The 25,174-nt window shown below is 72.3% G+C and carries 24 protein-coding genes and 1 pseudogene; 9 read left to right on the top strand and 16 right to left on the bottom strand.

Annotated features, from left to right (window positions below; all coding sequences use genetic code 11):
• Positions 1–50: 50 nt before the first annotated feature.
• A complete protein-coding gene (locus ACY1JF_RS00350; protein WP_462702918.1) occupies positions 51–383 on the top strand; it encodes a PLD nuclease N-terminal domain-containing protein in 333 nt (110 codons plus the stop codon).
• Positions 384–392: 9 nt separating this feature from the next.
• On the opposite strand, the gene ACY1JF_RS00345 is transcribed toward ACY1JF_RS00350, so the two are convergent.
• From ACY1JF_RS00345 to hemL, 9 genes and pseudogenes are all read right to left on the bottom strand, one after another.
• Positions 393–2,165: a protein kinase domain-containing protein gene (locus tag ACY1JF_RS00345; RefSeq protein ID WP_462702917.1), complete on the bottom strand. Its 1,773-nt coding sequence runs from the start codon at positions 2,163–2,165 to the stop codon at positions 393–395.
• A gap of 73 nt (positions 2,166–2,238) precedes the next feature.
• Positions 2,239–2,709, bottom strand: a pseudogene (locus tag ACY1JF_RS00340) (hypothetical protein); the annotation flags it as partial.
• A 143-nt stretch (positions 2,710–2,852) separates the two neighbouring features.
• Complete coding sequence (locus ACY1JF_RS00335; protein ID WP_462702916.1) at positions 2,853–3,029, bottom strand: DUF397 domain-containing protein; 177 nt, start codon at positions 3,027–3,029, stop codon at positions 2,853–2,855.
• A gap of 129 nt (positions 3,030–3,158) precedes the next feature.
• Positions 3,159–4,262, bottom strand: coding sequence for a c-type cytochrome biogenesis protein CcsB (ccsB, locus tag ACY1JF_RS00330; protein WP_462702915.1), 1,104 nt, complete (start codon positions 4,260–4,262; stop codon positions 3,159–3,161).
• A complete protein-coding gene (gene resB / locus ACY1JF_RS00325) occupies positions 4,259–6,019 on the bottom strand; it encodes a cytochrome c biogenesis protein ResB (RefSeq protein ID WP_462702914.1) in 1,761 nt (586 codons plus the stop codon). The genes ccsB and resB overlap by 4 nt, the downstream gene beginning before the upstream one ends.
• A gap of 4 nt (positions 6,020–6,023) precedes the next feature.
• Positions 6,024–6,782 carry a cytochrome c biogenesis CcdA family protein gene (locus ACY1JF_RS00320; protein WP_462703174.1) on the bottom strand — a complete coding sequence of 253 codons (759 nt, stop codon included), beginning with the start codon at positions 6,780–6,782 and terminating at the stop codon, positions 6,024–6,026.
• 13 nt (positions 6,783–6,795) lie between these two features.
• On the bottom strand, positions 6,796–7,458 hold the full coding sequence (locus tag ACY1JF_RS00315) for a TlpA family protein disulfide reductase (protein WP_462702913.1): 663 nt from the start codon (positions 7,456–7,458) through the stop codon (positions 6,796–6,798).
• A gap of 166 nt (positions 7,459–7,624) precedes the next feature.
• A complete protein-coding gene (locus ACY1JF_RS00310; RefSeq protein WP_462702912.1) occupies positions 7,625–8,317 on the bottom strand; it encodes a histidine phosphatase family protein in 693 nt (230 codons plus the stop codon).
• Complete coding sequence (hemL, locus tag ACY1JF_RS00305) at positions 8,314–9,630, bottom strand: glutamate-1-semialdehyde 2,1-aminomutase (RefSeq protein WP_462702911.1); 1,317 nt, start codon at positions 9,628–9,630, stop codon at positions 8,314–8,316. The genes ACY1JF_RS00310 and hemL overlap by 4 nt, the downstream gene beginning before the upstream one ends.
• 590 nt (positions 9,631–10,220) lie before the next feature.
• On the opposite strand from hemL, the gene ACY1JF_RS00300 reads away from it, so the two are divergent.
• Positions 10,221–10,847, top strand: coding sequence for a hypothetical protein (locus ACY1JF_RS00300; RefSeq protein WP_462702910.1), 627 nt, complete (start codon positions 10,221–10,223; stop codon positions 10,845–10,847).
• 184 nt (positions 10,848–11,031) lie between these two features.
• Here ACY1JF_RS00300 and ACY1JF_RS00295 read toward each other — a convergent pair whose 3' ends face one another.
• Positions 11,032–11,553 carry a hypothetical protein gene (locus tag ACY1JF_RS00295; RefSeq protein ID WP_462702909.1) on the bottom strand — a complete coding sequence of 174 codons (522 nt, stop codon included), beginning with the start codon at positions 11,551–11,553 and terminating at the stop codon, positions 11,032–11,034.
• A gap of 442 nt (positions 11,554–11,995) precedes the next feature.
• Here ACY1JF_RS00295 and ACY1JF_RS00290 point away from each other — a divergent pair, with 442 nt between their 5' ends.
• The 3 genes from ACY1JF_RS00290 to ACY1JF_RS00280 are packed head-to-tail and all read left to right on the top strand — an operon-like array spanning position 11,996 to position 14,354.
• A complete protein-coding gene (locus ACY1JF_RS00290) occupies positions 11,996–12,466 on the top strand; it encodes a hypothetical protein (RefSeq protein ID WP_462702908.1) in 471 nt (156 codons plus the stop codon).
• Positions 12,467–12,486: 20 nt separating this feature from the next.
• Complete coding sequence (locus ACY1JF_RS00285) at positions 12,487–13,638, top strand: zinc-dependent alcohol dehydrogenase (RefSeq protein WP_462702907.1); 1,152 nt, start codon at positions 12,487–12,489, stop codon at positions 13,636–13,638.
• A gap of 8 nt (positions 13,639–13,646) precedes the next feature.
• A complete protein-coding gene (locus ACY1JF_RS00280) occupies positions 13,647–14,354 on the top strand; it encodes a catalase family protein (RefSeq protein ID WP_462702906.1) in 708 nt (235 codons plus the stop codon).
• A 113-nt stretch (positions 14,355–14,467) separates the two neighbouring features.
• On the opposite strand, the gene ACY1JF_RS00275 is transcribed toward ACY1JF_RS00280, so the two are convergent.
• From ACY1JF_RS00275 to ACY1JF_RS00255, 5 genes are all read right to left on the bottom strand, one after another.
• On the bottom strand, positions 14,468–15,787 hold the full coding sequence (locus tag ACY1JF_RS00275) for a hypothetical protein (RefSeq protein ID WP_462702905.1): 1,320 nt from the start codon (positions 15,785–15,787) through the stop codon (positions 14,468–14,470).
• A gap of 640 nt (positions 15,788–16,427) precedes the next feature.
• Positions 16,428–17,846 carry a sensor histidine kinase gene (locus ACY1JF_RS00270; protein WP_462702904.1) on the bottom strand — a complete coding sequence of 473 codons (1,419 nt, stop codon included), beginning with the start codon at positions 17,844–17,846 and terminating at the stop codon, positions 16,428–16,430.
• Between the two features lie 3 nt (positions 17,847–17,849).
• Complete coding sequence (locus tag ACY1JF_RS00265; protein WP_462702903.1) at positions 17,850–18,638, bottom strand: response regulator transcription factor; 789 nt, start codon at positions 18,636–18,638, stop codon at positions 17,850–17,852.
• 85 nt (positions 18,639–18,723) lie between these two features.
• Positions 18,724–19,329, bottom strand: coding sequence for a CE1759 family FMN reductase (locus ACY1JF_RS00260; RefSeq protein ID WP_462702902.1), 606 nt, complete (start codon positions 19,327–19,329; stop codon positions 18,724–18,726).
• Positions 19,326–20,417, bottom strand: coding sequence for an LLM class flavin-dependent oxidoreductase (locus tag ACY1JF_RS00255; protein ID WP_462702901.1), 1,092 nt, complete (start codon positions 20,415–20,417; stop codon positions 19,326–19,328). Before ACY1JF_RS00255 ends, ACY1JF_RS00260 begins: the two co-directional genes overlap by 4 nt.
• Positions 20,418–20,520: 103 nt before the next feature.
• Here ACY1JF_RS00255 and ACY1JF_RS00250 point away from each other — a divergent pair, with 103 nt between their 5' ends.
• Complete coding sequence (locus ACY1JF_RS00250; protein ID WP_462702900.1) at positions 20,521–20,856, top strand: YnfA family protein; 336 nt, start codon at positions 20,521–20,523, stop codon at positions 20,854–20,856.
• Between the two features lie 141 nt (positions 20,857–20,997).
• Positions 20,998–21,774, top strand: a complete 777-nt coding sequence (locus tag ACY1JF_RS00245; RefSeq protein ID WP_462702899.1) for an SDR family NAD(P)-dependent oxidoreductase — start codon at positions 20,998–21,000, stop codon at positions 21,772–21,774.
• Positions 21,775–21,809: 35 nt separating this feature from the next.
• Here ACY1JF_RS00245 and ACY1JF_RS00240 read toward each other — a convergent pair whose 3' ends face one another.
• Positions 21,810–23,003: an RtcB family protein gene (locus tag ACY1JF_RS00240; RefSeq protein ID WP_462702898.1), complete on the bottom strand. Its 1,194-nt coding sequence runs from the start codon at positions 23,001–23,003 to the stop codon at positions 21,810–21,812.
• A gap of 209 nt (positions 23,004–23,212) precedes the next feature.
• On the opposite strand from ACY1JF_RS00240, the gene ACY1JF_RS00235 reads away from it, so the two are divergent.
• Together ACY1JF_RS00235 and ACY1JF_RS00230 are read left to right on the top strand one after the other, a co-directional pair.
• Positions 23,213–24,076 (top strand): DUF3558 domain-containing protein, encoded by an 864-nt coding sequence (locus ACY1JF_RS00235; RefSeq protein ID WP_462702897.1) that lies wholly within the window; start codon positions 23,213–23,215, stop codon positions 24,074–24,076.
• A 133-nt stretch (positions 24,077–24,209) separates the two neighbouring features.
• Positions 24,210–25,100: a DUF3558 family protein gene (locus ACY1JF_RS00230; RefSeq protein ID WP_462702896.1), complete on the top strand. Its 891-nt coding sequence runs from the start codon at positions 24,210–24,212 to the stop codon at positions 25,098–25,100.
• Positions 25,101–25,174: the final 74 nt, after the last annotated feature.

Genomic DNA, 25,174 nt, shown 5'->3' with positions numbered 1-25,174 from the left:
AGCGGCTACGCTGAACCCGTACCGCCCACCGCTTTCGCTGGAGAGGCCCCATGCTGCGGGTGCTGATGTTCCTCGTGCCACTGGCGTTGAGCGTCTACGCGTTCATCGACTGCATCAGCACGGAGGACGAGGACGTCCGTCACATGCCCAAGCCGCTGTGGGCGATCCTCGTGCTCCTCTTCCCGCTGGTCGGCTCGCTCTCGTGGATCATCGCGGGGAAGAAGCGGCAGCCGGCCGGCGGACCGGGACGCTTCCAGGGCGGCGGCGGGGGCCGGGGCCGGTGGGTCGCCCCCGACGACAACCCGGACTTCCTCAAGTCCCTCGACGAGGACAGGGACCGGGGCAAGGGCAAGGACCGGGACGAGGACCCCAAGGGGGACTGACCGCGCCGGTCACATGAGGGCCTTGACGCGGGCGGGGGCGAGGACCTGGTCGAAGACCCGCACGTCCCGCACGGTGCCCGGGAAGAAGTCCGTGGGCTTCCCGTCGTACCAGGCCCGGCCGATCACGAACGCGCCGTTCGACGGGGTCGGCGCGGTGTCCTCGACGACCGCCTCCTCCACCCCGTCGACATACAGCCGCAGCCTGCGGTCCGTGCCGTCGCAGACGCCGGTCAGATGGGTCCACACGCCCCCGGTGGGCGCGGTGCGGCCGACGGCCCGCAGGCCGGGGCGGGAGAAGGCCCATCTCTGGTCCGTTCCGGAGTACTGGAGGTAGAAGCCGCTGGCGCTGTCGGCGTCCTGGCTGACGGCGGTGGCGAAGGTGCCGGGCACGGCGGTGAGGCGGACCCAGGCCGCGACCGTGAAACTGCGGCCCGTCCCGGTCTCCAGCACCGGACCGTCGGTGACGATCTGTCCGGTGCTCCCGTCGAACGTCGCGCCGCCGCCGTCGGTCCGCCAGGTGACGCCGGTCGTGGTGCCGTCGTGGCCGCCCTGGGTGTCGTGGGCGACGGTCCCCGAGGTCTCGTCGAGGAGCCAGTGCCCGACGGGCCGTACGCCGCTCCCGGCGGATGCGGATGCGGAGGGGCTGGGCGTCGGTGACGCGGTGGCGCCGCCGTGGGCCGGCGTGGCCGACCGGTTGAGCCAGAACCCGGTGCCGACACCGATCGCGGCGAGCGCTCCGGCGCCGGAGAACAGCAGGGCCCGTCTGCTGCGGCTCGCGGGCGGGGGCGGTGGGGGCGGCGCGGCCTGGACGCGGGTCGCGGCGGGCGCCGGGGAGACGAGGGTGGGCTGGTGATCGGCGTGCCGGACCTGCGGCATCGGCCCGGCCGTGACCGGCCGCGCGGGTCCGGTCTCCCAGGCGCCCGCCTCCGCCGCCGGCGCCCACTGGCCGCCGTAGGACAGGACCGTCGCCCCCTCTCCGCCCTGCGGGCCGATCCGGGTGAGGATCACGCGCGGGGTCGGGCGGGCGGCCGGGTCCTTGGCGAGACAGTCGGCGACGAGGGCGCGCAGGGCCGGGTCGGTGACGGCATCGACGTCGGGGGCGTTGTGCACGACGCGGTAGAGGAGGGCGGGGGTCGGTCCGCCGCCGAAGGGGTTCTGGCCGGTCGCCGCGAAGGCCAGCACCGCGCCGAGGCAGAAGACGTCGCTGGCGGGGGTCACCTCGCCGCCGTTGATCTGCTCGGGGGACATGAACCCCGGGGAGCCGGCCAGGTGCCCGGTCGTGGTGATGGACTCGGCCTCGACGCTGCGGACGATGCCGAAGTCGATGACGCGGGGGCCGTCCTCGGCGAGGAGCACGTTGGAGGGCTTGAGGTCGCGGTGGACGAGGTGGGCGCCGTGGATCGACATCAGCGCCTCGGCCAGCCCGGCGGCGAGCGCGGTCACCGCCCTGCTGTCGAACGGCCCCCGCTCGGCGACCGCCTGCTCCAGCGACGGCCCGGCGATGTAACTGGTCACCAGGTACGGCAGGGGCGCGTCCGGGTCGGCGTCGATGACCGGAGCCGTGAAGGCGCCGCTGACCATCCGGGCCGCCTGCACCTCACGCCGGAACCGGTCCCGGAACTCCGGCCGCCGCACCAGCCCCTCGTGCACCACCTTGACCGCGACGAGCCGCCCGCCCGGCGACCGGCCGAGGTACACCCGGCCCATACCGCCCGCACCCAGCCGCCCCAGCAGCCGGTACTCCCCGACAGAGCGCGGATCGTCCGGCTCCAGCGCTGACACACGTGCCTCCTGGCGTTCGACCGGCCTCTGAGCGGGAGGCCCAGCATAGAGGTCGGTCGAACATCCGACTGACCTACTCGCCTTCGAAGATCGCTTCGGCTGTGGGGGCGGTGACGGCGCGGGTGAGCCATTGGCGGAGGATCTTGGGATCGGGGCACTCCGTGACGCGGTTCCGGACGTCATCGGAGACATCGAGCCCGCGCTGCTCCAGGACGAGCAGAACGTCGGCGGCACCCTGCTGGGCACGGCCTTCGTCGCGGATTTCTTCCGAGATGTAGGACTTGTAGAAGGAGAGGTCCACGGCCACCAGATTCCTCCAGAGGTGCTTGGCCGGGCGGTTGCCCAGCCCTTGTGCGGTGAATTCGACGATCGGATCCAGGATGTCTTCGGGCACGTCACGCAACGCTGTGGACAGGGCCTTCAGTATCGCATTCACGGATGTGTCGGCGGCGTGTGTGATGGCCGCCAGGCTGGCCAGGAACAGGTCGGCGCGGGCCTCCTCCGGGTCGGTGATCACTGGCATGTTGTGTGGGCCGGCGACCACCCGGACCGCCGGTATTCACCCACCCGAGTGACGCCGCCTCACGGGCGGGAGGGGTGGGGTTTGGTGGGGTTCTTTTCCCCAGGAGTCCTTTGATGGGTGATCGCTCGCGCCACCGCAGCGCGAGAACCCGCGTTCCGGTGAACTCAGCGCAGGAACGCGGTGAACGCCGCCCAGGCGGAACGGTTCAGCAGGAGGACGGGACCGTCCGGGTTCTTGCTGTCACGGACGGGAACGGCGCCCATGAATCCGGGGGCCACCTCGACGCAGTCGCCGCCGTTGGCGTCGCTGTAGCTGCTCTTTGTCCACGGCGAGGCCGCCACCCTCCACGGCGGTCACGACTGGCTGGCCGGCCACGGCGTGGAGATCGTGCTGCTGGACGACGCCGGCGGCGAGAGCATGCTGCGCGACTTCGTCCAGCTCCACCCGGACCTGCGGCACGAGGACGTCGGTCAGACGCCCGCGTAGGAGTGCTTGCCGGAGACGAAGATGTTGACGCCGTAGTAGTTGAACAGCCAGCAGGCGAAGGCGGCCAGTGCCAGGTAGGCGGCCTTGCGGCCCTTCCAGCCGGCGGTGGCGCGGGCGTGCAGGTAGCCGGCGTAGGCGACCCAGGTGATGAAGGCCCAGGTCTCCTTGGGGTCCCAGCCCCAGTAGCGGCCCCAGGCGTCGCCCGCCCAGATGGCGCCCGCGATGATCGTGAAGGTCCACAGCGGGAAGACCGCGGCGTTGACGCGGTAGCCGAACTTGTCGAGGGAGGCGGCCGAGGGCAGCCGGTCCAGGACGGAGTCGGCGAATCGGCCGGGGGTGCCGCCGGAGGCGAGCTTGTTCTCGTAGGAGTCCTTGAACAGGTACAGCACCGTCGAGACCGCGCCGACGTAGAAGACCGCGCCGCACAGGATCGCCGTGGAGACGTGGATGTACAGCCAGTACGAGTGCAGGGCGGGGACGAGCTGGTCGCTGGCCGTGTAGAGGACGGTGACGGCGAGGCCGAGGTCCAGCAGGACCGTCGTGATCAGCGGCAGGCCGAGCCAGCGGATGTTCTTCTTCAGGAGCAGCAGCACCACGTACACGCCGACGGCGACCGTCGAGAACGTGATGCTGAACTCGTACATGTTGCCCCACGGCGCCCGCCCCACGGACAGCGCCCGGGCGAGCACGCCGCCGAACTCGACCAGGAAGGCGAGCACGGTGAGGGAGACGGCGATGCGACCGTACAGGTCGCCCTTCTCGGTGCCGCCGGCCGCGCCGGGTCCGTCCGGCACGTCACGGGCGCCGGCCGCGGACCGGACGACGACCTTGGGGCGTTCCAGTACGGCGGTGCCGCCGGCCTTGTTCACGGTGACGGCGGGGCCGGCCTTCGCCCGGGCCTCGCCGCCGGCGGTGAGCGCGGCGGCCGTGCGTCCGACCTTGCTGCGGCTGCCGAAGATCCACTCGGCGATGTAGGCGAAGAAGGCCAGGGTGTAGACCGCCATCGACGAGTAGATCAGCGTGTTGCTGATGTTCGCGAGGTTCTCGTTGGTCGCTGCGGCCAGGTGGGTCGCGTCGGCGAGAGTCACTTCTTCTCAGCCCTCTCGGCAGGTACGGAAGGATCGGGATCGGGATCGGGATCGGCGGAGGGGTCGGAGGCGGGGGCGGGGCCGGAAGCGGAGCCGGGGGCGGAGTCGGGGGCGCCCGGTGCCTGGTCGTAGAGGGCCGCGGCGAGGTCGCCGAGTTCCTCGGGGAGCTTCGCGGACTCGCTGCGGCCGAGGCCGGCCATCTCGACGACGGTGACGCCGTCGGGGCCCTGGGCGGCCCGCACCCACACCCGGCGGCGCTGGATGAACAGGGAGCCGGCCAGGCCGAAGATGGCGACGAGCGCGCCGCCGAGCGCCCAGCCGCTGCCGGGCTGCGCGGTGACCTGGAAGCCGGCCCACTCCTGGATGCCCTCGAAGGTGACCGAGCCGTTGCCGCCCGGCAGCTTCATGGTCTGGCCGACCTTGAGCTGCTTCTTGTACAGCTCGCCGTCGGAGTCCTTGAACTCCTTCAGGTTCTTGTCGTCGAGCTGGTACACGCTCTGCGGGATGCCCGAGTCCACGCCGAGGTCGCCGTGGTAGGCGGAGAGCGCGAGCATCGGGTTGAGCAGCGCCGGGAAGGTGGAGAGCATCGTCGCGCCCTCGCCGCCGTAGGTCGGCAGGAAGAACGCGTTGAAGCCGAGCTGCTCCTTGACGCCCTTGGCGTTGCGGTAGCCGTCCATCACCTTGATGGCGCCGGAGGAGGTGACGTTGGAGTCCAGCGGCAGCAGGGCGAACGCCTCGTGGTCGACGACGACGTCGCCGTCGGCGTCCTTGACGGTGATGACCGGGGCGTAGCCGTGGCTGACCAGGTAGACCTTGGAGCCGTCGATCTCCAGCGGCTCGTTGACCTTGACGGTGGTGGTCTTCTCCGCGCCGTAGGCGCCCTCGCTGTACGTGATCTTCGCTTCGAACGTGCGCGGGGTGCCCTTGTTGGGGCCGGAGGCCTCGTAGGTGCCCGTGAAGTCCTTCAGGGTGAAGCTGAACGGGTCCAGGTCGTCCTGCGACCACAGGTTGCCGGACTTGAAGTCGTCGTACTGGGTGAGGGTGTTGGAGAAGCCGTCGCCCTCCAGGACCAGTTTGTTGCCCTCGTACTTGAAGAGCTGGCCCCAGGCGAAGGCGACCAGCATCACGATCAGCGCGATGTGGAAGGCGAGGTTGCCGACCTCCCGCAGGTAGCCCTTCTCGGCGGCGACGGCGTCGCCGTCCGGGTGGGCGCGGAAGCGGCGCTGCTTCAGCAGCTTCAGCGCGGCCTCGCGGACCTCCTCGGGCGCGGCGCCGGTGCGCCAGGTGGTGTAGGCGGGCAGCCGGGTCAGGCGGCTCGGCGCGCGGGGCGGCCGGCCGCGGAGCTGGCCGACGAACTGCCAGGTGCGCGGGACGATGCAGCCGATGAGGGAGACGAACAGCAGGATGTAGATCGCCGAGAACCACACCGAGCTGTAGACGTGGAAGAGCCCGAGCTTCTCGTAGAGGGGCGCGAGGGTCTCGTGGTCCTGGTAGAACTGGTCGACCTTGGTGGCGTCGGTGCCGGTCTGCGGGATCAGCGAGCCGGGGATGGCGCCCAGCGACAGCAGCAGGAGCAGCAGCAGCGCGACCCGCATCGAGGTGAGCTGCCGCCAGAACCAGCGCGTCCAGCCGATGACGCCCATGGCGGGCGGGTGCGGCGCCTCCTCCTTGGGCGCGGTGGACAGCTGGGAACCGGCGGCGCCCAGCTCCTGGTCCTCACCGGCCTCGCGGGTGCCGTCCGTGGTCGTCTTGCTCATCGCGTCAGATCCCTACAGTGAAGCCGTTGGACCAGGTCTGCATCTGCTGCACGATGCTGTCCCACGCGCCGGTCAGCAGCAGCAGCCCGGTGGCGATCATCATGACGCCGCCGGTCCGCATCACCCAGACGTAGTGGCGCTTGACCCAGCCGAAGGCGCCCAGCGCCTTGCGGAAGGCGACCGCGGCGAGCACGAAGGGCACGCCGAGGCCGAGGCAGTAGGCCACGGTCAGTATGGCGCCGCGCCCCGCGCTGGCCTGGTCGGAGGAGAGCGCGAGGACCGAGGCGAGGGTGGGGCCGATGCACGGTGTCCAGCCGATGCCGAACAGCGCGCCCAGCAGCGGGGCGCCCACCAGTCCGGCCGCGGGCCGCTTGTGGAAGCGGAACTCGCGCTGGGTGAACCAGGGCATCAGACCCATGAAGAAGACGCCCAGGACGACCATGAGGACGCCGAGCACCTTGGTCAGGGCGGAGCGCTCCTCCTGGAGGGTCTGCCCGAAGAACCCGAACAGCGCGCCGCCGGAGACGAACACGGCCGTGAAGCCCAGGACGAAGAGGGAGGCGCCGATCGCCATCCGGCCGCGCCGGGCGTCGGCCAGGTCGGTGCCGGTGACCCCGGTCACGTAGGAGAGGTAGCCGGGGACCAGGGGCAGGACGCAGGGCGAGAAGAAGGAGACGAGGCCGCCGAGGAGCGCGATCGGCAGGGCGAGCAGCAGCGCGCCGCTGCGCACGGTCTCGCCGGGGTCGGCGGCGAGGGTCGACATGGCGACAGTCACGTCACTTCTCCGCCAGGACCGGCTTGAGCATCTTGCGCAGCTTCTCCTCGCTGAGCGCCTGGAGGGTGCGCGCGGCGATCTTCCCGTCCCGGTCTATGACCAGGGTGGAGGGGATGGCCTGCGGGTTGAGGGTGCCCTTCGCGAAGCGGAGCATCAGCTTGCCGGCCGGGTCGTACAGGCTCGGGTAGCTGATCCCGTACTCCTCCTCGAAGGCCTTGGCGGGGCCGGTGGAGGTGTCGCGGGTGTTGATGCCGACGAACTGGACGCCCTGGTCCTTGACGTCCTGGTAGACCTTCTCGAAGTTCTTGGCCTCGGCGCGGCAGGGCGGGCACCAGGAGCCCCACACGTTGAGGACGACGACCTTGCCCTTGTAGTCGTCGACGTCGAGCCGCCCGCCGTCGACGGTCTCGCCGGACAGGTCGGGGACGGCGGTGCGCTCGCCCTTGTCCACCGTGGCGACGCCGTCCGCGCCGGTGATGTAGTTGGTGTCGCCGCCGCCGCCCGAGGTGCCGCCGGAACCGCACGCGGACACGAGCAGCGCGCCGGCGACGGCGCCGGCTGCGGCCAGGGCCGCGCGGCGGCGGACGCGAGCGGTGGTGCGGTTCGAACCCAGGGGCCCCGGGGAGGTCGAGGAACCCAGGGGGGAACGGCTGGCGGCACTCATGTGAAAAGTTTCGCATGTCCGATCCGAGGATCTTGCGCACCCCCCTCACGACCGCGAACCAGCACCTCAGGCGCCGGTGGGGGTGGTGGGAGTGGTGGAAGGGGACCGGCCGGCTCCCGTGACGCGGGCGGCGGTGCGCCGCGTCACGGGATCCGGGGGCCCGGCCTCAGGCCCCGTACGCCTTGCTCTCCCCCTTCACCGGCTTGGCGCCGGCGAGCAGGTGGGCCGGGACGAGGTCGCGGGCGGGCTCGGAGTAGCCGACCGACACGATCCGGTCGCCCTGGTACGTGAACGTCGTCAGGGACGCGAGCGTGCACTGCCGCCTGCGCGGGTCGTGCCACAGGCGGCGCCGCTCGATGTAGGACCGCACGATCCAGATCGGCAGCTGGTGGCTGACGACGACGGCCTCGTGCCCGCGGGCCCGGTCCTTGGCCGCGTCCAGCGCCGCCTTCATCCGCACCACCTGGTCGACGTACGGCTCGCCCCAGGACGGCCGGAACGGGTTGACCACGTGGCGCCAGTTGGCGGGGCGGCGCAGCGCGCCGTCGCCGATGCCGAAGGTCTTGCCCTGGAAGACGTTGTCGGCCTCGATGAGCCGCTCGTCGGTGTCCAGGTCGAGGCCGTGCTCCTTGGCGATCGGCGTCGCCGTCTCCTGCGCCCGCTCCAGCGGCGAGGCGACGACGTACGTCACATCGCGCGGGGCCAGGTGCTCGGCGACCCGGTCGGCCATCCGCCGGCCCAGTTCGGACAAGTGGTAGCCGGGCAGCCGGCCGTACAGCACCCCGTCGGGGTTGTCCACCTCGCCGTGCCGCATCAGATGGACGACGGTGATGTCGTGGTCGCGGTCGGCGCTGCTCATGCGGTCGCCTCCGCCGCCGCCCGGGCCGCCGCCGGCAGGGCGTCGGCGATCTTCTGCACGGCCCGCTCGTCGTGCGCGGCGGACACGAACCAGGACTCGAAGGAGGACGGCGGCAGGTAGACGCCGTCCGAGAGGAGGGAGTGGAAGAAGGCGGTGAAGCGGAACGACTCCTGCGCCTTGGCGTCCGCGTAGTCGCGCACCGGGCCGTCGGTGAAGAAGACGGAGAACATGTTGGAGGCGGTCTGGATCGTGTGCGCCACCCCCTCCTTGGAGAGCGCCTCGCCGACCAGGCCCTGGATCTGGGCGGAGGTGGCGTTGATCCTGTCGTACACCGCCTCGTCGAGGAGCCGGAGCTGGGCGAGACCGGCGGCGGTGGCGACCGGGTTCCCGGAGAGGGTGCCGGCCTGGTAGACGGGGCCGGCCGGGGCGAGGTGCGCCATGACGTCCGCGCGCCCCCCGAAGGCGGCGGCGGGGAAGCCCCCGCCCATCACCTTGCCGAAGGTCATCAGGTCGGGCACGACGCCCTCCACCCCGTACCACCCGGCCCGGCTGGTCCGGAAGCCGGTCATCACCTCGTCGGAGACGAACAGCGCGCCGTTGGCGGCGCAGGCGTCCTTCAGCCCCTGGTTGAAGCCGGGCAGCGGCGGTACGACGCCCATGTTGCCCGGCGACGCCTCGGTGATGACGCAGGCGATCTCACCGGGGTGGGCGGCGAAGGCGGCGTGCACGGCGTCGAGGTCGTTGTACGGCAGCACGATCGTGTCGCTCGCCTGGGCGCCGGTGACGCCGGGGGTGTCGGGCAGCGCGAAGGTGGCGACCCCGCTCCCGGCGGCGGCGAGCAGCGAGTCGACGTGGCCGTGGTAGCACCCGGCGAACTTGATGACCTTGGTGCGCCGCGTGAACCCGCGCGCGAGCCGGATCGCCGACATGGTCGCCTCGGTCCCGCTGGACACCAGCCGCACCTGCTCCAACGGCGCGACCCGCTCGACCATGGCCTCGGCGAGCGCGACCTCGCCCTCGGCGGGCGTGCCGAACGACGTCCCGCGCGCGACCGCCTCCTGCACGGCGGCGACCACCTCGGGGTGCGCGTGCCCGAGGATCATCGGACCCCAGGAGCAGACGAGGTCCACGTACTCCCGGCCGTCGGCGTCGGTCAGGTACGGCCCGGTGCCGGACACCATGAACCGCGGGGTGCCGCCCACCGCGCCGAAGGCCCGCACCGGGGAGTTGACCCCGCCGGGCGTGACGGCCGCGGCACGGTCGAACAGCGCCTGCGAGGCCGGTGCTTCGTATGGATATGCCAGTTCGCTCATGACCTGCGACTTCTCCGACCTTCTCGACCTTCTCCGACTTCCGGACCCCGGTTGCGTGGGTGACCTCCTCAGGGTAGGCCAGCGGCTGGAAGAGGTGCCGGGGGCGGGCGCGGGGGGCCGCGGGGGTGCCCACGACGACCGCCGGCCTGTCCGGTGGCCCGGCCCGTGACCTGTCCGGTGGTCCGGCCCGTGACCTGTCCGGTGGCCCGATCCGTGATCTGCCCTGTGGTCCGATCCGTGGTCCGGCCCGTGGGCCGAACCGTGATCTGCCCCGTGAGCCGAACCGTAATCCGAGCCGTGAGCCGAACCGTGATTCGAACTGTGAGCCGAAGCGTGATTCGAAACGTAATCCGACCCGTGACCTGACCGATGATCGGACAACCGTTACCGGAGCCGTGTCGTCTGCAAGACTGGGAGCGGACCGGAACAGGCCGTGAGCCGGATACAGCGGATACACCCAGTTCACAGGGGCGTGCGGACAGGATGTCTCACCGCACGTTTCGGCGGGCGGCCGTGGGGGAGGTCACTGACACGATGATCGGGTTGCGCGGCTGAGGCCACGCGTCCTAGAAAAGCAGTCGGGTGGAGATATGCATCGCGGTGGCGGACTGGGCGAGGGGACCGACGACCTGGGTCCTCGACGCGCCCGGCGGGGCAGGCACCGACGCGAGGCGGAGGAAGCGACCGAGGCACGTCAGGCACACGCTGGACCGAATGAGCCCGAGCGGCTCGACCGCGGGGTCGACCGGCTCAGGACCGGGAGCAGGAATGGTGGTCGGGTGGGGGTGACGTACAAATACTTCGGTGCGCCCGACGGCGCGACCGCGGCCCGCGTCCCGATCTCCATGCGCCCCGAGGAACTCGGCGGCGACGAACTCGGCATGAACGGCATGTTCACCAAGATCAAGCCGGAGACCATGGCGGCCATGGTCCTCACCGGCATCGAGGGCGTCCCCCTCCACCGGGTCCCCCCGCTCGAACTCGTCGTCCTCCACCCCGACTACGCCGTCGTGAAGCTCCCGATGACCGTCGTCGACCCCCTGCGCGGCATAGGTGAGGAGGCGGTCGGCGCGGCGGCCTTCATCTGGTCGACGGTCCCGGACCGGGGCGGGCCGCGGGACGCGTTCAACGTGTACCGACTGCTGCACGAGTGGCAGGACTTCAGCCACCGGCTGCACGAGGCGGGACACCAGGCGTACTGCCTGGTGTGGCCCTGAGCCGGGGTTTTCAGCGACCAGGCGGGGTCTTTCTGTGGGCCTCGCCCTTTTCCGCGCCGGGGACGGGCCGTCAGGTGCCCGGGGCGCACACAGAGCGCGTTGGTTCAGTCAGGGGCGCTGATGTGCCCTGGGCGGGCCCGTGCAGCGAACGGCGGAACCCAGTCGTGTGCCGCGGTACGGCCGGTCACCGCTCCCGGGGCAGGGGGCCCACGTCGGTGTGCCGGCCCGGGCGCGCGGCGGCGTGCCGTTGGCCGGGGCCGGGGCCCGAGCGGGCGGCCAGGGCGTCGGCGACGGCGCCGGTGGCGAAGGCGTACACCGTCTTGTGGAGCAGGTCGACGACCAGTTCGCGGCGCGGCCAGGTCTGCGGCGGGGCACCGACGCCGGTGGCGTTCTCCAGGATCTGGTCACTGGTGATCCGTACGACGGTGAACTTCGCCGACGACCAGGGCCCGCGCAGCCCGGCGTGCGACATCACCGACCTGAGGACGCCGAGGAGGGCGCCCTGCCCCACGTGCATGGCCAGGTTCACCGCGACGGGCTGACGGCCGGGATGCTCGCGCATGCCGGTCAGGCGTTCCAGGGTCCGGGCGGGTACGTGGGAGTCGGGGCGGCCGGTCAGCCGCTGCTCCGCCTTCTCGCCGAGCGTCATCACCAGCACCCCGGCCGTGCCGGCCAGCAGTCCCTGCCACAGCGCGCGCTTCATCATGCCGCTGCGGGTACCCAGCGCCGTGTGACTCACCTGTCGCCGGCGCACCGGCACCTCAGCACTCCGGCGCACCGGCACCCCGGCACCCCGGCGCCTCAGCACCCGGCACCCCGACACCCCGGCACCCCGGCGCCTCAGTACCCGGCACCCCGACACCCCGGCGCCTCAGCACCCGGCACTCGGGCGCCCCGGCACCCCGGCCCCGGATCGCGTCACCGCCTCGCCGCGGAGGTCCTGGGGGCGGGCGTCGTCCGTCCGGGTCCGGCTCATCGCGCCGACGCGCGGAGCGCGCCGGCGGCACGCTCCGGAGGCCGGGCGGGCCCGGACCGACGCGGCGCCCCGCCGCCCGCTCCCCAATGCCCCCAGCCGTCGCCGTTTCACGTGGATGACCGCGGTAACCCGGCGCATGACGGTGGCCACCGGGACACCGGGAACGGAGGGCATGTCCATGAGGAAACTGTGGTGGGCGGTTCCCGTCGCGGCCGCGGGCGCGGTCGCCGTGCGGCGGTCCCGGTCGGCGGGCCGGGACGGGGAGCGGGCGGGCGAGCGCTGGCTCACCGTGACGGTCAACCGGGCGCCCGCGGAGGTGGGCTCCGAGGGGAAGCCGCCGCCGCCCCTGGACGACCTCGCGGAACGGATCGACGTACAGATCCGGCCGGCACCGGGCGACCGCGGTACGGAACTGGCCGCGCGGTTCAAGGAGCCCGTGCCCGCCGCCTCCACCTCCGTGCCCGCGCGGCTGGCCGGGCGGGACCCGCGTCAGGAGCTGCGGCGTGCCCTGCGCGACGCCAAGTCCCTGTTGGAGGCGGGTGAGGTGCTGCGGCCCGACGCGCCGCCGACGAGCCGCCCCACGCCGGGCGGCAAGCTGGTCGAGGTGTTCACCCGTCGCTCCGGTGGGGAGGGAGTGCTGTGAGGGCGCTGTGCTGGGAAGGCGTGAACAAGCTGTCCGTCGAGCGGGTCCCCGATCCGGAGCTGCGCAACGACCAGGACGTCATCGTGCGGCTGATCGCGGGCACCACCTGCGGCTCCGACCTGCACCTCATCGGCGGTTACATCCCGGCGATGCGCGCCGGGGACGTGATCGGCCACGAGTTCGTCGGGGAGGTCGTGGAGACCGGCTCCGCCGTGCGCGGGCACGAGGTCGGCGACCGGGTCGTCGTCTGCTCCTTCGTCGGCTGCGGGCGCTGCTGGTACTGCGCCAACGACCTGTGGTCCCTGTGCGACAACACCAACACCAACCCCGGTATCGGACAGGCCCTCTTCGGCTACGAGACCGCCGGTATCTTCGGCTACTCGCACGCCATGGGCGGACTGCGCGGCAGCCACGCCGAGTACGTCCGCGTCCCCTTCGCCGACTACGGCGCCTTCAAGGTCCCCGAGGGCGTCGACGACACCAGCGCCCTGTTCGTCTCCGACTCCGTGCCCACCGGGTGGATGGGCGCCGACCTGGCCGGGGTGAAGCCCGGTGACGTGGTCGCCGTCTGGGGCTGCGGCGCCGTGGGGCAGATGGCCGCCCGGGCCGCCTTCCTCAAGGGCGCCGAGCGGGTCATCGCCATCGACCGCATCCCCGAGCGGCTGGCCATGACCGAGCGGTACACCGGCGCCGAGACCCTCGACTACACCGCCACGGACGTCGCCGCGGAACTGCGCGAACGCACCGGCGGACGCGGCCCGGACGTGTGCATCGAGGCCGTCGGCATGGAGGCGCACGGCGACGGCCCGATGCACCTGTACGACCAGGCCAAGCAGCAGCTCCGTCTCCAGACCGACCGGCCCACCGCCGTACGCCAGGCCATCCACGCCTGCCGCAAGGGGGGCACCGTCTTCATCCTGGGCGTCTTCGCGGGAGCCGTCGACAAGTTCCCCCTGGGCGCCGTGATCAACAAGGGGCTCACCGTGCGCGGCGCGCAGATGCACGGGCAGCGCTACATCCCGATGCTCCTGGACCGGCTGGCCGCGGGTGAGATCGAGACGGCGCACCTGGCGACCCACACCCTCTCGCTCGACCAGGCACCCGAGGCGTACGACATGTTCAAGGAAAAGACCGACGGCTGCGTACGCGCCGTCATCCGCCCCCGGCCATGAAGAACCACATGATCGTCAGTCGGATCGCCCACGGACTCGCCCGGCGCCTGGCCCGGTGGCGGTCGGCGCCCGCCCTGCATCCCCACGGGGTGCTGTGCGCGGGGACGCTGACCGTCACCGCCCCTGCGGGCGCCGGGTGGGGCGTGCCGTGGCTGGACCGGCCCGGCTCCTACCCGGTGACGGTGCGCTGGTCGCGGGCGCTGGGCCTGCCCCGGGGACTGCCGGACGGCCTGGGACTGGCCGTCCGCGTCGAGGACGCCGACGGGCCGGGCAGCACCCTCGACCTGCTGTTCACGTCCAGCCGCCCCGGCCGGTTCGGCCGCCACCTGCCCCTCCTGCGGCCCGACGCCCTGAAGGGGCCGTACTCGACCCTGCTGTCGTACCGGGTGGGTGACCGGGAGCGCGTGCTGGCGGCCTTCCCGGTGCACGGCCCCGGCCTGTGCCGAGAGGACGTGCGGCCGACGCTGTGGCAGGAACTCGCCCGCCGGCCCGTCCGGTTCGCGCTGCGGGCGGCCGCCCCGGACGAGCCCTGGCGCACCTTCGCCACCCTGACCCTGGAGGCCGTGCGCCCCGCTCCGGCCGCCCGGACCGTGTCCTACGACCCGTACGCCCACCACCTGACCGCCCTGCACCCCACCGGGCGGCTGCGGAACCTCCGCGACGCCGCGTACGCCGGTTCCCGCCGCGGACGGACCGGCGACGACCGCGACACGTGACGGCCGGGGCCCCTTGACGACCGGGGCCGCTGACAGCCGGGCCCGCTGACGGACGGGAACACCGCGCCGGGCCCGCCCCCGCACGCCGAAGCGCGGTGAACAGCTCGCCTCGTTCAGCGGCGGAGTCCCCCTTGCTGTGAACTCCCGCTCTGGTACGTCACGGGGTGGGAGGGGCGGGACGGGTCGGCTCTGTTCGATGGGCGGTTCCAGGCGGTGGTGGGGTCCTGGGTGGGGAGGTTCCGGGTGGTGGGGTCCTGGGTGGTGGCGTGAACGTAGTGGACGAACGAGTTCCTCGGTTCCTGGGCGTGGGGTGCGGGCTGCCCCTGCGTGACGCCGGGGTCGCTCGGGGCCGCGGCCAGGCCGGGCATGTCGTAGGGGAGCGGCGGGACGGCCGGGTCGGCGGCGAGGGTGGCGAACCCGTTGTCCCAGTACGTCTTCTGTGCAGCTTCGGCCATGCCCACCTCCACTTCGTGGAAGCCCTCCCGCACGAGCGCGTCGCTCACCCCGTCGGTCACCACCAAGCCGGGATCGACGAGGAGCTTGAGCCCCTCCCAGAGGCGCTGTTCGGACGACCACGGGCCCGGGTGCTCGATGGCGGTCACGATGACCTCGCGGCCCGATCCCGGTGCCACCACCTGCGGATCCAACGCGATGCTCAGTCCCGGCGGGGGCTGCTCCGGCAGGTCGGGCAGCGCCCGCCGGTATTCGGCGTAGACGTCGATGGCGGCCCTCTGCAGCGGATCCCGCTCCCGCCACACACCGGCGGACATGTCCTCGGGCGGAAGAAACGTCACGTTCCCGCCGGCCAGGGCGCCTTGGTTCCGGTTGTGGGACAGGAGCACGGATGCGGCATCGGACGGCTCCGGGCCCCCATCCCGTAGCATCCACTTCCCCGTGCCGGGGTTCTGCTCGAAATGCAGGTTGTGTCTCCAGACCGCCCTCTCCAATACGGGATCCGGCCGGTTCCTCCGCCCATCACGTCGGGCGGAGTCCAGGAAGATGCCGAGGAAGACGGGATTCTTCACCTCGGGCACTCTGTCCGGCGCGGCGTGCGGGCCGGGCAGGTCACCCACGTTCCGCCGGTTCAGCGCTTCCGCGTACACGGAATCGGGGTGCCTCGGGCGTGCGTTGGGACCCCCCGGAATCCTGTACCTCGTGTCGTCGTCCTGGTAGGGCTCCATCCCGTGATCCGCCAGCGCCTCCCACAGCGCCGCACTCGGCTCATGCGCCAACCCCTTGTACTTGAGGGTGTGGAACAGGCTCCAGACGTAGAACGGTTCCGCTATCCCGTCCACGTGGTCGGGGACGCCCTTGCCGGGCAGTCGGTCCGTCGCGTAGCGCCGCAACACGGTCGCGTACGCGTCATCGGTCTCGTGCAGGCTCAGATCCTTGCGGTTCCTGACCAAGCCCGTCCCAGGACGGTTTTCCGGCATGGAGGTCTCCTTCAGGGGCGGCGTACCTGCTCCCCCCTACGGCCCCCGCTCCTGGACGGTTCACCGAGCCGTGCCCGGTCCGGCCGGTCCTTGGAAGACCGGAAGGGCGTACGGTCGCCGCCACCCGGTCGCGGTCCGTCCAGGGGAAGGACCGGGCGAAGACCGCGCCGGCGGGCGCGGGCCGAACTGTCCGCGTGACTCGGGACGTTCACGCGCCGCCCCGCTCACCCCCGGCCGGGCGTCCCCGCGTCCGGCCTCCTAGGCCGTCCCGGAGTCCAGGTCCACCCCGGCGACCTCGCCGAACAGCGGTGCCCGCGAACAGCGTGCCGCCCCGCTCCCGGCCGTCCGTCCCGCCCGCCTCCCCGTTTCACCCGGCCGTCCCCGCGCGCCGCACGCGCTCCCGGGCAGGGCGCGACGCCGCTCGTGTCCCTCCGAAGGGTCCCCGGCGATCGCGGCGGACCGGACCGGCCGGTCCGCGGAGCTGCTGGAGTTCCGCGCGACGCACGGCGTCACCGGCGGCGTCGAGCCCCTCCCCCGGCCCGGGTGAACGAGTCCCACGACCGCCCGCGCCGGGGCGACGTGCGCCACCGCTTCGTCCTGGACCTGTCCGACCCGGACACCCTCTCCGAGGAGGACGCGGTCAGCTCCCCACGGTGAACCCGATCACCGTCCCGCCCCCCTCCCGCCGGTACGCGAACGGCGCCCCGCCGTGCGCCAGGGCCACCTCCCGCACGATCGACAGGCCGAGGCCGGAGCCGGGGCGGGAGCGGGCGTCGGGGGCGCGGTAGAAGCGGTCGAAGACGCGGGTCAGGTCGTCGTCGGCGATGCCGGGCCCCCGGTCCAGGACCTCGACGCGCAGGGTGCCGGGCCGCGCGGGTCCCGCGACGGCGACCTCGATGGGGGCGACGCCGTCCGGGTCGAACTTGGCGGCGTTCTCGACCAGGTTGGACAGCGCCCGCGTCAGCATGGCCGGCCGCCCCTCCGTACGGGTGTCCCCGCAGGTCCGCACGGTGATCTCGCGCCCGAAGCGGCGCCGGGCCAGGGCGGCGGCCTCGTACGCGATCTCCGCCACGTCGACCTGTTGCGGCGGCTCGGCGTCCAGCTGGCCGGCCGCCAGGTCGACCAGCTCGTTGACCAGGTCGGTCAGCTCCCGGGCCTCCTGCCCCAGGTCCGCGACCAGGTCCTCGCGTGCCCCGGGCGGCAGCTCGTCGATCCGCCGCAGCAGCGAGATGTTGGTCCGCAGGGAGGTCAGCGGGGTCCGCAGCTCGTGCCCGGCGTCCTGCACCAGCCGCCGCTGGTCCTCCTCCGACTGGGCGAGCCGCCCCAGCATCCGGTCGAAGGCGCGGCCCAGGCGCCCCACCTCGTCCAGTCCGCTGACCGGCACCACCTGGGCGCCGAGCCGCCGGGTGCGGGCGACGTCCTCGGCGGCGGAGGTCAGCGCCACCAGCCGCCAGGTGATGCGCCGGGCCAGCCACCAGCCGAACAGCCCGGCCGCGGTCACCACCGCCGCCATCAGGATCAGCGACTGCCGTTGCAGCACCCGCAGCAGGTCCTCGGTGTCGCTGAACTCCTGCGCCACCTGCACCGCGCCCCGGCCGCCGCCCAGCGCCACCGTCGCGATCCGGTACACGTCGTCGCCGACGTCGATGTCCTCGTGCTGCACCATCCGCCCGGCCGCCCGCGCCCCCGCCGTCTCCCGGTCCGTCCCGGTCACCGGCAGCCGGGGCCGGGACGCGTCGGTGACCGCGCCGTCCGGCCCCAGCACCTGCACGTCCGTGCGGGCCGGGCGGACGATGTCGTGACCGGGCGCGGCCGAAGAGAAGTCCTCCGGTGTCATCCGCTGCTGCCGGACCTCGTCCCGCAGGTCCTGCACGATCTGGCCGAAGACGGTCTCCTGGTCGACCCGGACCAGCCGGGCGGCGGCGTTGTACGACACCACCCCGACCAGCACCGTGACCACGGCCGTGACCGTCGCGAACGACACCGCGAACGTGGTCCGCAGCGACGTCAGCCGGGGCCGCCGGCCGGTCGCCGGCCACGGTCGGTCGTCCTGCGCCACGGATCAGCCCTCCCGCAGCACGTAACCCACGCCGCGCACGGTCTGGATCAGCTGCGGCGCGCCCGGCTCGTCCAGCTTGCGGCGCAGGTAGCCGACGTAGACGGCGAGGTTCTTCGAGCCGGGGCCGAAGTCGTAGCCCCAGATGCGGTCGTAGATGGTGGCGTGGTCGAGGACGACTCCGGCGTTGCGGACCAGCAGTTCCAGCAGCTCGAACTCGGTCCGGGTCAGCTCCAGCTCCCGCTCCCCGCGCCAGGCGCGACGGGCCTGCGGGTCCATGCGCAGCCCCACGGCCTCCAGGCGGCCGGGATCGGACCTCGCCACGTCGCCCACGGCGCCCGCGCCCCCGCCAGTCCCGGTCCCGGTCCCGGTCCCGGCACCGGTCGTCCCTGCGCCGGTACGCCGCAGCAGGGCGCGCAGCCGGGCGAAGACCTCCTCGACGTCGAACGGCTTGACCACGTAGTCGTCGGCGCCCGCGTCCAGTCCCGCGATCCGGTCGGCGGTCTCCACCAGCGCCGTCAGCATCAGGATCGGCGTCGGATCGCCCTCGGCGCGCAGCGTCCGGCAGACCTGGAGGCCGTCGACGCCGGGCATCATCACGTCCAGGACCAGCACGTCGGGCCGCTCGCGGCGGGCCGCGGCCAGCGCCTCGGCGCCGCCGGCGACCGCGAGGACCCGGTAGCCCTCCAGGGTGAGGGCGCGCTCCAGGGCGTTGCGGATGGCGCGGTCGTCCTCGGCGAGCAGGAGCGTCGGGGGCGTCGGGGCGGCGGGGGCCGGCTGGGCTGTCTGGAACACGGGTCCAGTCTGCCAAGCCGGCGGGCGGCGCACCGGGGCACGGGCCCCGGTGCCGCGCTTCTCACCGGCGTCGCACCGCCCGCTCCTACGGCTCCCGCAGCGCGGCCAGCCGCTCCTCGAAGGGCGTGACCTCCTCGAACGAGTCCCGCCGCGGCGCCGGCACCGCCCCGGACAGCCCCGTCATCAGCGCCGCCAGCTCCCGCCCCGCCCGCGCGATCCGCCCGTCCAGGCCCTCGGCGCCCCAGTCCTCGGCGGCGGCGTACACGCCGGTCGGGACGACGACCGCCTTGAGGTGGGCGAAGAGCGGGCGCAGGGCGTGGTCGAGGACGAGGGAGTGCCGGGCGGTGCCGCCGGTCGCGGCGATCAGCACCGGCTTGCCGGCGAGGGCGTCGGGCGCGCTGACGCTCAGCGCGTCGAAGAAGGACTTGAACAGCCCGCTGTACGAGGCGGAGAACACCGGCGTGACCACGACCAGCCCGTTTGCCCCCGCCACCGCCTCGAAGGCCGCCGCCAGCTCCCCTTCCGGGAACCCGCTGGTGAAGGTGTGCGCGATCGGCACGGCGAGGTCGCGCAGCTCGGTCACCGCCACGTCGGCCGGGGCGTGGCCGGCGACGGCGGCGGCCAGCCGGTCGCCCAGCAGCCGGGTGGAGGACGGGACGCCCAGCCCCGCGGAGACGACGACGAGCTTCATTCCGAGGTCACCCTTTCCCTGGTGGTGGCGAGCAGCGAGCTGTGGGTCGGCGCGTCGGGCACACCGGCCGGCCGGTCCTTGGCGAACTCCTCGCGCAGCACCGGTACGACCTCTTCCCCGAGCAGGTCGAGCTGCTCCAGGACGGTCTTCAGCGGCAGTCCGGCGTGGTCCATCAGGAACAGCTGGCGCTGGTAGTCACCGGCGTACTCGCGGAAGGCGAGGGTCTTCTCGATGACCTGCTGCGGGGAGCCGACGGTCAGCGGGGTCTGCTCGGTGAACTCCTCCAGCGACGGCCCGTGCCCGTACACCGGGGCGACGTCGAAGTAGGGGCGGAACTCGCGTACCGCGTCCTGGCTGTTCCTCCGCATGAACACCTGCCCGCCGAGCCCGACGATCGCCTGCTCGGGGGTGCCGTGCCCGTAGTGGGCGTAGCGGGTGCGGTACAGCTCGATCATGCGTTTGGTGTGGTCGGCCGGCCAGAAGATGTTGTTGTGGAAGAAGCCGTCGCCGTAGTACGCGGCCTGCTCGGCGATCTCCGGGGAGCGGATCGAGCCGTGCCAGACGAACGGCGGTACGCCGTCCAGCGGGCGGGGCGTGGACGTGAACTGCTGGAGCGGCGTGCGGAACTTGCCCTTCCAGGTCACCACGTCCTCGCGCCACAGGCGGTGCAGCAGGGCGTAGTTCTCGATGGCGAGGTTGATGCCCTCGCGGATGTCCTTGCCGAACCAGGGGTAGACCGGGCCGGTGTTGCCGCGGCCCATCATCAGGTCCACGCGCCCGTCGGCCAGGTGCTGGAGCATCGCGAAGTCCTCGGCGATCTTCACCGGGTCGTTGGTGGTGATCAGCGTGGTGGACGTGGAGAGGATCAGCCGCTCGGTGCGGGCCGCGATGTAGCCGAGCATGGTCGTCGGCGACGACGGCACGAAGGGCGGGTTGTGGTGCTCACCGGTCGCGAAGACGTCGAGGCCGACCTCCTCGGCCTTCAGCGCGATGGCGACCATGGCCTTGATGCGCTCCCGCTCGGTCGGCGTACGGCCCGTGGTCGGGTCGGGCGTGACGTCACCGACGGTGAAGATGCCGAACTGCATGGTCGATCGACCTCCAGGTTGTTGACCATTCAACTATACCGCTGAACGACGGCCCGGCCGACGGTATTCCGCCACGGGGCCGCGGGGGTGCGAAGCTGCCCGCATGCTGATCGCCCGCTCCACCGCCCTCTTCGTCCTCGCCGCGCTGTTCGAGATCGGCGGCGCCTGGCTGGTCTGGCAGGGCGTACGGGAACACCGCGGCTGGCTGTGGGCGACGGGCGGCGTCCTCGCGCTGGGCGCCTACGGCTTCGTCGCCACCTTCCAGCCCGACGCCCACTTCGGCCGCGTCCTCGCCGCGTACGGCGGGATCTTCGTCGCCGGTTCCCTCCTGTGGGGCGTGGTGGCGGACGGCTACCGCCCGGACCGCTGGGACATCGCGGGCGCCCTGGTCTGCCTGGCGGGCATGGCGCTGATCATGTACGCCCCCAGGGGAGACTGAGGGGCACCCGCCGACGCCGGTACGGGCAACCCCTCAGGGGCGCGGGGAACTACGCGACCGGCCCCGACGCACCCGCGACCGGCACCTGCCGGACCACCCCGCCTATTCTTGCAACACCCCGTCGCCGCTAAGGAGCCCCGCATGACCACCCCCCAGCCCGCGACAGCGTCCCGCATCGCGATCGTCACCGGCGCCAGTTCCGGCATCGGCGCCGCCACGGCGCGGCAGCTCGCGGCGGCCGGCCACCGCGTCGTCCTCACCGCCCGCCGCAAGGACCGCATCGAGGCCCTGGCCGAGGAGATCACCGCGGCCGGCCACTCGGCGACCGCCTACCCCCTCGACGTCACCGACCGCGCGGCCGTCGACGAGTTCGCGTCGGCGTTCAGGACCATCGGCGTCCTGGTGAACAACGCGGGCGGCGCGCTGGGCGCCGACCCGGTCGCCACCGGCGACCCGGAGGACTGGCGCCGCATGTACGAGACGAACGTCATCGGCACCCTCAACCTCACCCAGGCCCTGCTCCCCAAGCTGGAGGCGAGCGGCGACGGCACGGTCGTGGTCGTCTCCTCCACCGCCGGCCACGCCACCTACGAGGGCGGCGCGGGCTACGTCGCCGCCAAGCACGGCGCGCACGTCCTCGCCGAGACCCTCCGCCTGGAGATCGTCGGCCGCCCGGTCCGCGTCATCGAGATCGCGCCCGGCATGGTCAAGACCGACGAGTTCGCCCTGACCCGCTTCTCCGGCGACGCCGAGAAGGCCGCCAAGGTCTACGAGGGCGTGGCCGAGCCCCTGACCGCCGAGGACGTCGCCGACACCATCACCTGGGCGGTCACCCGCCCCTCCCACGTCAACGTCGACCTCCTGATCGTCCGCCCCCGCGCCCAGGCGTCGAACACGAAGGTGCACCGGGAGGTGTGACCCGCCTCCCGGCTCCCGGCTCCCGGCTCCCGGGGTCAGCCCTTCACGCACACGACCTGCTTCAGCTTGGCCACGACCTCCACGAGGTCCCGCTGCTGGTCGATGACCTGCTCGATCGGCTTGTAGGCACCCGGGATCTCGTCCACGACGCCGGAGTCCTTGCGGCACTCCACGCCCCGCGTCTGCTCTTCCAGGTCCTTGGTCGAGAACCGGCGCTTGGCCGCGCCCCGGCTCATGCGCCGGCCGGCGCCGTGGGAGGCGGAGTTGAAGGACTTGTCGTTGCCGAGGCCCCTGACGATGTACGAACCCGTCCCCATGGAGCCGGGGATGATCCCGTACTCGCCGGAACCGGCCCGGATCGCGCCCTTGCGGGTGACGAGCAGGTCCATCCCGTCGTAGCGCTCCTCGGCCACGTAGTTGTGGTGGGCGCTGATCTCCGGTTCGAAGGCCGGCTTCGCCTTCTTGAACTCCTTGCGGACCACGTCCTTCAGGAGCGCCATCATGATCGAGCGGTTGTACTTCGCGTACTCCTGCGCCCAGAACAGATCGTTGCGGTACGCCGCCATCTGCGGCGTGTCCGCCACGAAGACCGCCAGGTCGCGGTCGACCAGGCCCTGGTTGTGCGGCAGCTTCTGGGCCACGCCGATGTGGTGCTCGGCCAGCTCCTTGCCGATGTTCCGGGAACCGGAGTGCAGCATCAGCCAGACGGAACCGGCCGAATCCACACAAATCTCGATGAAGTGATTCCCCCCGCCGAGCGTCCCCATCTGCCTCCCGGCCCGCTCGTGACGGAACCTGACCGCCTCCGCCACCCCGTCGAACCGCCCCCAGAAGTCGTCCCAGCCGGCCGTCGCGAACCCGTGCAGCCGCCTCGGGTCCACCGGCTCGTCGTGCGCCCCCCGACCCACCGGGATCACCCGCTCGACCTGCGACCGCAGCCGGGACAGGTCCCCCGGCAGGTCGTCCGCCGTCAGGGACGTCCTCACCGCCGACATCCCGCAGCCGATGTCCACGCCCACCGCCGCCGGGCACACCGCGCCCCGCATGGCGATCACCGACCCGACGGTCGCGCCCTTGCCGTAGTGCACGTCCGGCATCACGGCCAGACCCTTGATCCAGGGCAGCGTCGCGACGTTCTGGAGCTGTCGCATCGCCCCGTCCTCGACCGTCGCCGGGTCGGCCCACATCCGGATCGGCACCTTCGCGCCCGGCACTTCCACGTACGACATGAGGTCCTCGTTCCCCCGGAAACACAACGTAAAGAAGAAAGCGCAAAAACCGTCACCAGTACTGACGAAAGGGATCTCGGACCGGCGTCCGCGGCAGCGCGTGCGATACACATTGTCCCCAGGACCCACCCCCGTGCGGCAAGCGATTAACCAGCGGGGACACTGAAGGACCCGCCACCGGCCCCACCGTCGACGTAAGGAGCCCGACCGTGCAGCGGAAGGCGTACGTATCCGGCGCCGTCGCCCTCCTCGCGGCGTTGCTGGCCGGCTGCACCGGCGGCTCGGACGGCGGCACGACGGACGATTCCAACCCGGGCGGCTCCGGCGCCACCTCGGCCGCCGCCCAGCCCGGCCGGTACCACACCCTCCCGGAGCCGTGCTCGGCGGTCGGCGAGGAGTCCCTCGACTCGCTGCTGCCCGGCATCCGGCAGCTCACCGACGGGGAGCAGCGCGCGAAGGCGTACGAGGGCGAGGCGACGCCCGCCTACGACAACGACCGCAAGGTCGGCTGCCGTTGGAAGGTCGACTCGTCAAACGCCACGGACCACCTGCTCGTCGACTTCGAGCGCGTGGTCTCCTACGACAACGCGGTCAGCGACGACAGCCAGGCCGAGGAGCTGTTCGCGGCCGAGGAGGAGGACGCGGACCTGCCCGAACCGACCGTGACCGAGACGCGGTCGGCGCCGGAGTCCGCGACGGAGTCGCAGACGGCGTCCCCCTCCGGCGCGTCCTCCGCGTCACCTTCCGCCCCGTCCTCGGCCGCTTCCTCCGCCCCGGCCTCCTCCGGGTCCGGCTCCCCGTCCGGCGCGTCGGCCGAGGTCACCCCCGCCGATCTGCAGCCGCGGCTGCTGGAGGGACTGGGTGACGAGGCGTTCCTCGACGACGAGCTGAGCGACTCGGGTTCGACGGCCCAGCGGCGCACGGTGACTGTGGTGTTCCGCACGTCGAACGTCATCGTCACCATCGAGTACACCGAGCAGCCGGCCCTGGTCGGTGTCGTCCCCGACAGCGAGGAAATGCAGGACAAGGCCCGGAAACTGGCCTCCCGGCTGGCCGACTCCCTCAGCGGCTGACGCCCGTTCGGCGCCGGCCGCGCGCGTTCGTGAAGCCCGCGAAGAAGGACCGCGCGGTTTCCTCACCGCGTACGGTGGCCCACCAGAACCGTTCCGAGGGCCTGAACGTCCCAACGCCAAGAACACGAGTGTCATGAGTGAAGGAACCATGCAGCGACGAGTGCAGCGAGACCAGCACGACCGACAGGTGAGGCGTCTGAGCCGCGTTCTTGTCGGCGCAGCCGCCGTCCCCGTGATGCTGGTCGCCGCCGGCTGCTCCTCCGACTCCGGCTCCGACGAGGGCGAGTCCGCGAGCGGGAACAGCGCGTCGGCCACCGCGTCGGCGACCGCGAGCCCCTCCCCGACGGTGCGGGCGGCGGCGTACGGGAAGCTGCCGGAGCCGTGCGACGTGCTGACCAAGAAGACGCTGAAGGAACTCGTGCCGGAGGCGAAGTCCGGCAAGGAGGGCTCCTCCTCCGACGTCGCGATGCGCGGCAGCTGCTCCTGGGACAGCCTGGACAACAACGGCGTCAAGGGCTCGCAGTTCCGCTGGCTGAACGTCTCGCTGCTGCGCTTCGAGTCCGACACCACGCGCGGCGCGGGCGACGACCTGGCGCACGACTACTACGAGAAGCAGGTCGAGGACGCCCAGAACACCGACGGCGCCAAGAGCGTGCAGAGCGACCTGTTCGCCGGGGCGGGCGACGAGGCCGCGATCGTGCGGTACGAGCTGAAGAAGGAGGAAGGCACCTTCAAGCAGCAGACCGCCGTCGCGCGCGTCGAGAACGTCGTCGTCACCATCGACTACAACGGCGCCGGCCTGGCCGGTGACGAGTCCCCGGACGCCAAGGGGCTGGTGACGGACGCGAAGCGGGCGGCCAAGGAGGCGGTGGCCGCGGTGTCGGCCGCCAACGGCGCCTCGGCGAGCGCCTCGCCCTCGGGCAGTACCTCGGCCGGCGCGTCGGACGACGACTCCGACGACGACTCCTCGAAGTCGAAGTCGTCCTCGAAGTCGTCGTCGAAGTCTTCCTCGAAGAAGAGCTGACAGTCCGGCAAAAGCCACTTTCCCCCACCGGCCACCCGCCCTCCCGCACACATGTGCCACTCTGTAGCGCGCAA

The organism is Streptomyces sp. SYSU D01066-1 (assembly GCF_054956795.1).
This window is presented reverse-complemented; position numbering and strand designations above follow the sequence as displayed.

Excerpts from the sequence above, each read along its gene's own strand:
- ACY1JF_RS00315 (WP_462702913.1), bottom strand. The coding sequence starts at position 7,458 with ATGAGTGCCGCCAGCCGTTCCCCCCTGGGTTCCTCGACCTCCCCGGGG.
- ACY1JF_RS00280 (WP_462702906.1), top strand. The coding sequence starts at position 13,647 with ATGATCGTCAGTCGGATCGCCCACGGACTCGCCCGGCGCCTGGCCCGG.
- ACY1JF_RS00295 (WP_462702909.1), bottom strand. The coding sequence starts at position 11,553 with ATGATGAAGCGCGCGCTGTGGCAGGGACTGCTGGCCGGCACGGCCGGG.
- ACY1JF_RS00230 (WP_462702896.1), top strand. The coding sequence starts at position 24,210 with ATGAGTGAAGGAACCATGCAGCGACGAGTGCAGCGAGACCAGCACGAC.
- ACY1JF_RS00255 (WP_462702901.1), bottom strand. The coding sequence starts at position 20,417 with ATGCAGTTCGGCATCTTCACCGTCGGTGACGTCACGCCCGACCCGACC.
- resB (WP_462702914.1), bottom strand. The coding sequence starts at position 6,019 with ATGAGCAAGACGACCACGGACGGCACCCGCGAGGCCGGTGAGGACCAG.
- ACY1JF_RS00250 (WP_462702900.1), top strand. The coding sequence starts at position 20,521 with ATGCTGATCGCCCGCTCCACCGCCCTCTTCGTCCTCGCCGCGCTGTTC.
- ACY1JF_RS00310 (WP_462702912.1), bottom strand. The coding sequence starts at position 8,317 with ATGAGCAGCGCCGACCGCGACCACGACATCACCGTCGTCCATCTGATG.
- ACY1JF_RS00320 (WP_462703174.1), bottom strand. The coding sequence starts at position 6,782 with ATGTCGACCCTCGCCGCCGACCCCGGCGAGACCGTGCGCAGCGGCGCG.
- hemL (WP_462702911.1), bottom strand. The coding sequence starts at position 9,630 with ATGAGCGAACTGGCATATCCATACGAAGCACCGGCCTCGCAGGCGCTG.
- ACY1JF_RS00275 (WP_462702905.1), bottom strand. The coding sequence starts at position 15,787 with ATGCCGGAAAACCGTCCTGGGACGGGCTTGGTCAGGAACCGCAAGGAT.
- ACY1JF_RS00245 (WP_462702899.1), top strand. The coding sequence starts at position 20,998 with ATGACCACCCCCCAGCCCGCGACAGCGTCCCGCATCGCGATCGTCACC.
- ACY1JF_RS00240 (WP_462702898.1), bottom strand. The coding sequence starts at position 23,003 with ATGTCGTACGTGGAAGTGCCGGGCGCGAAGGTGCCGATCCGGATGTGG.
- ACY1JF_RS00350 (WP_462702918.1), top strand. The coding sequence starts at position 51 with ATGCTGCGGGTGCTGATGTTCCTCGTGCCACTGGCGTTGAGCGTCTAC.
- ACY1JF_RS00300 (WP_462702910.1), top strand. The coding sequence starts at position 10,221 with ATGCATCGCGGTGGCGGACTGGGCGAGGGGACCGACGACCTGGGTCCT.
- ACY1JF_RS00290 (WP_462702908.1), top strand. The coding sequence starts at position 11,996 with ATGTCCATGAGGAAACTGTGGTGGGCGGTTCCCGTCGCGGCCGCGGGC.
- ACY1JF_RS00260 (WP_462702902.1), bottom strand. The coding sequence starts at position 19,329 with ATGAAGCTCGTCGTCGTCTCCGCGGGGCTGGGCGTCCCGTCCTCCACC.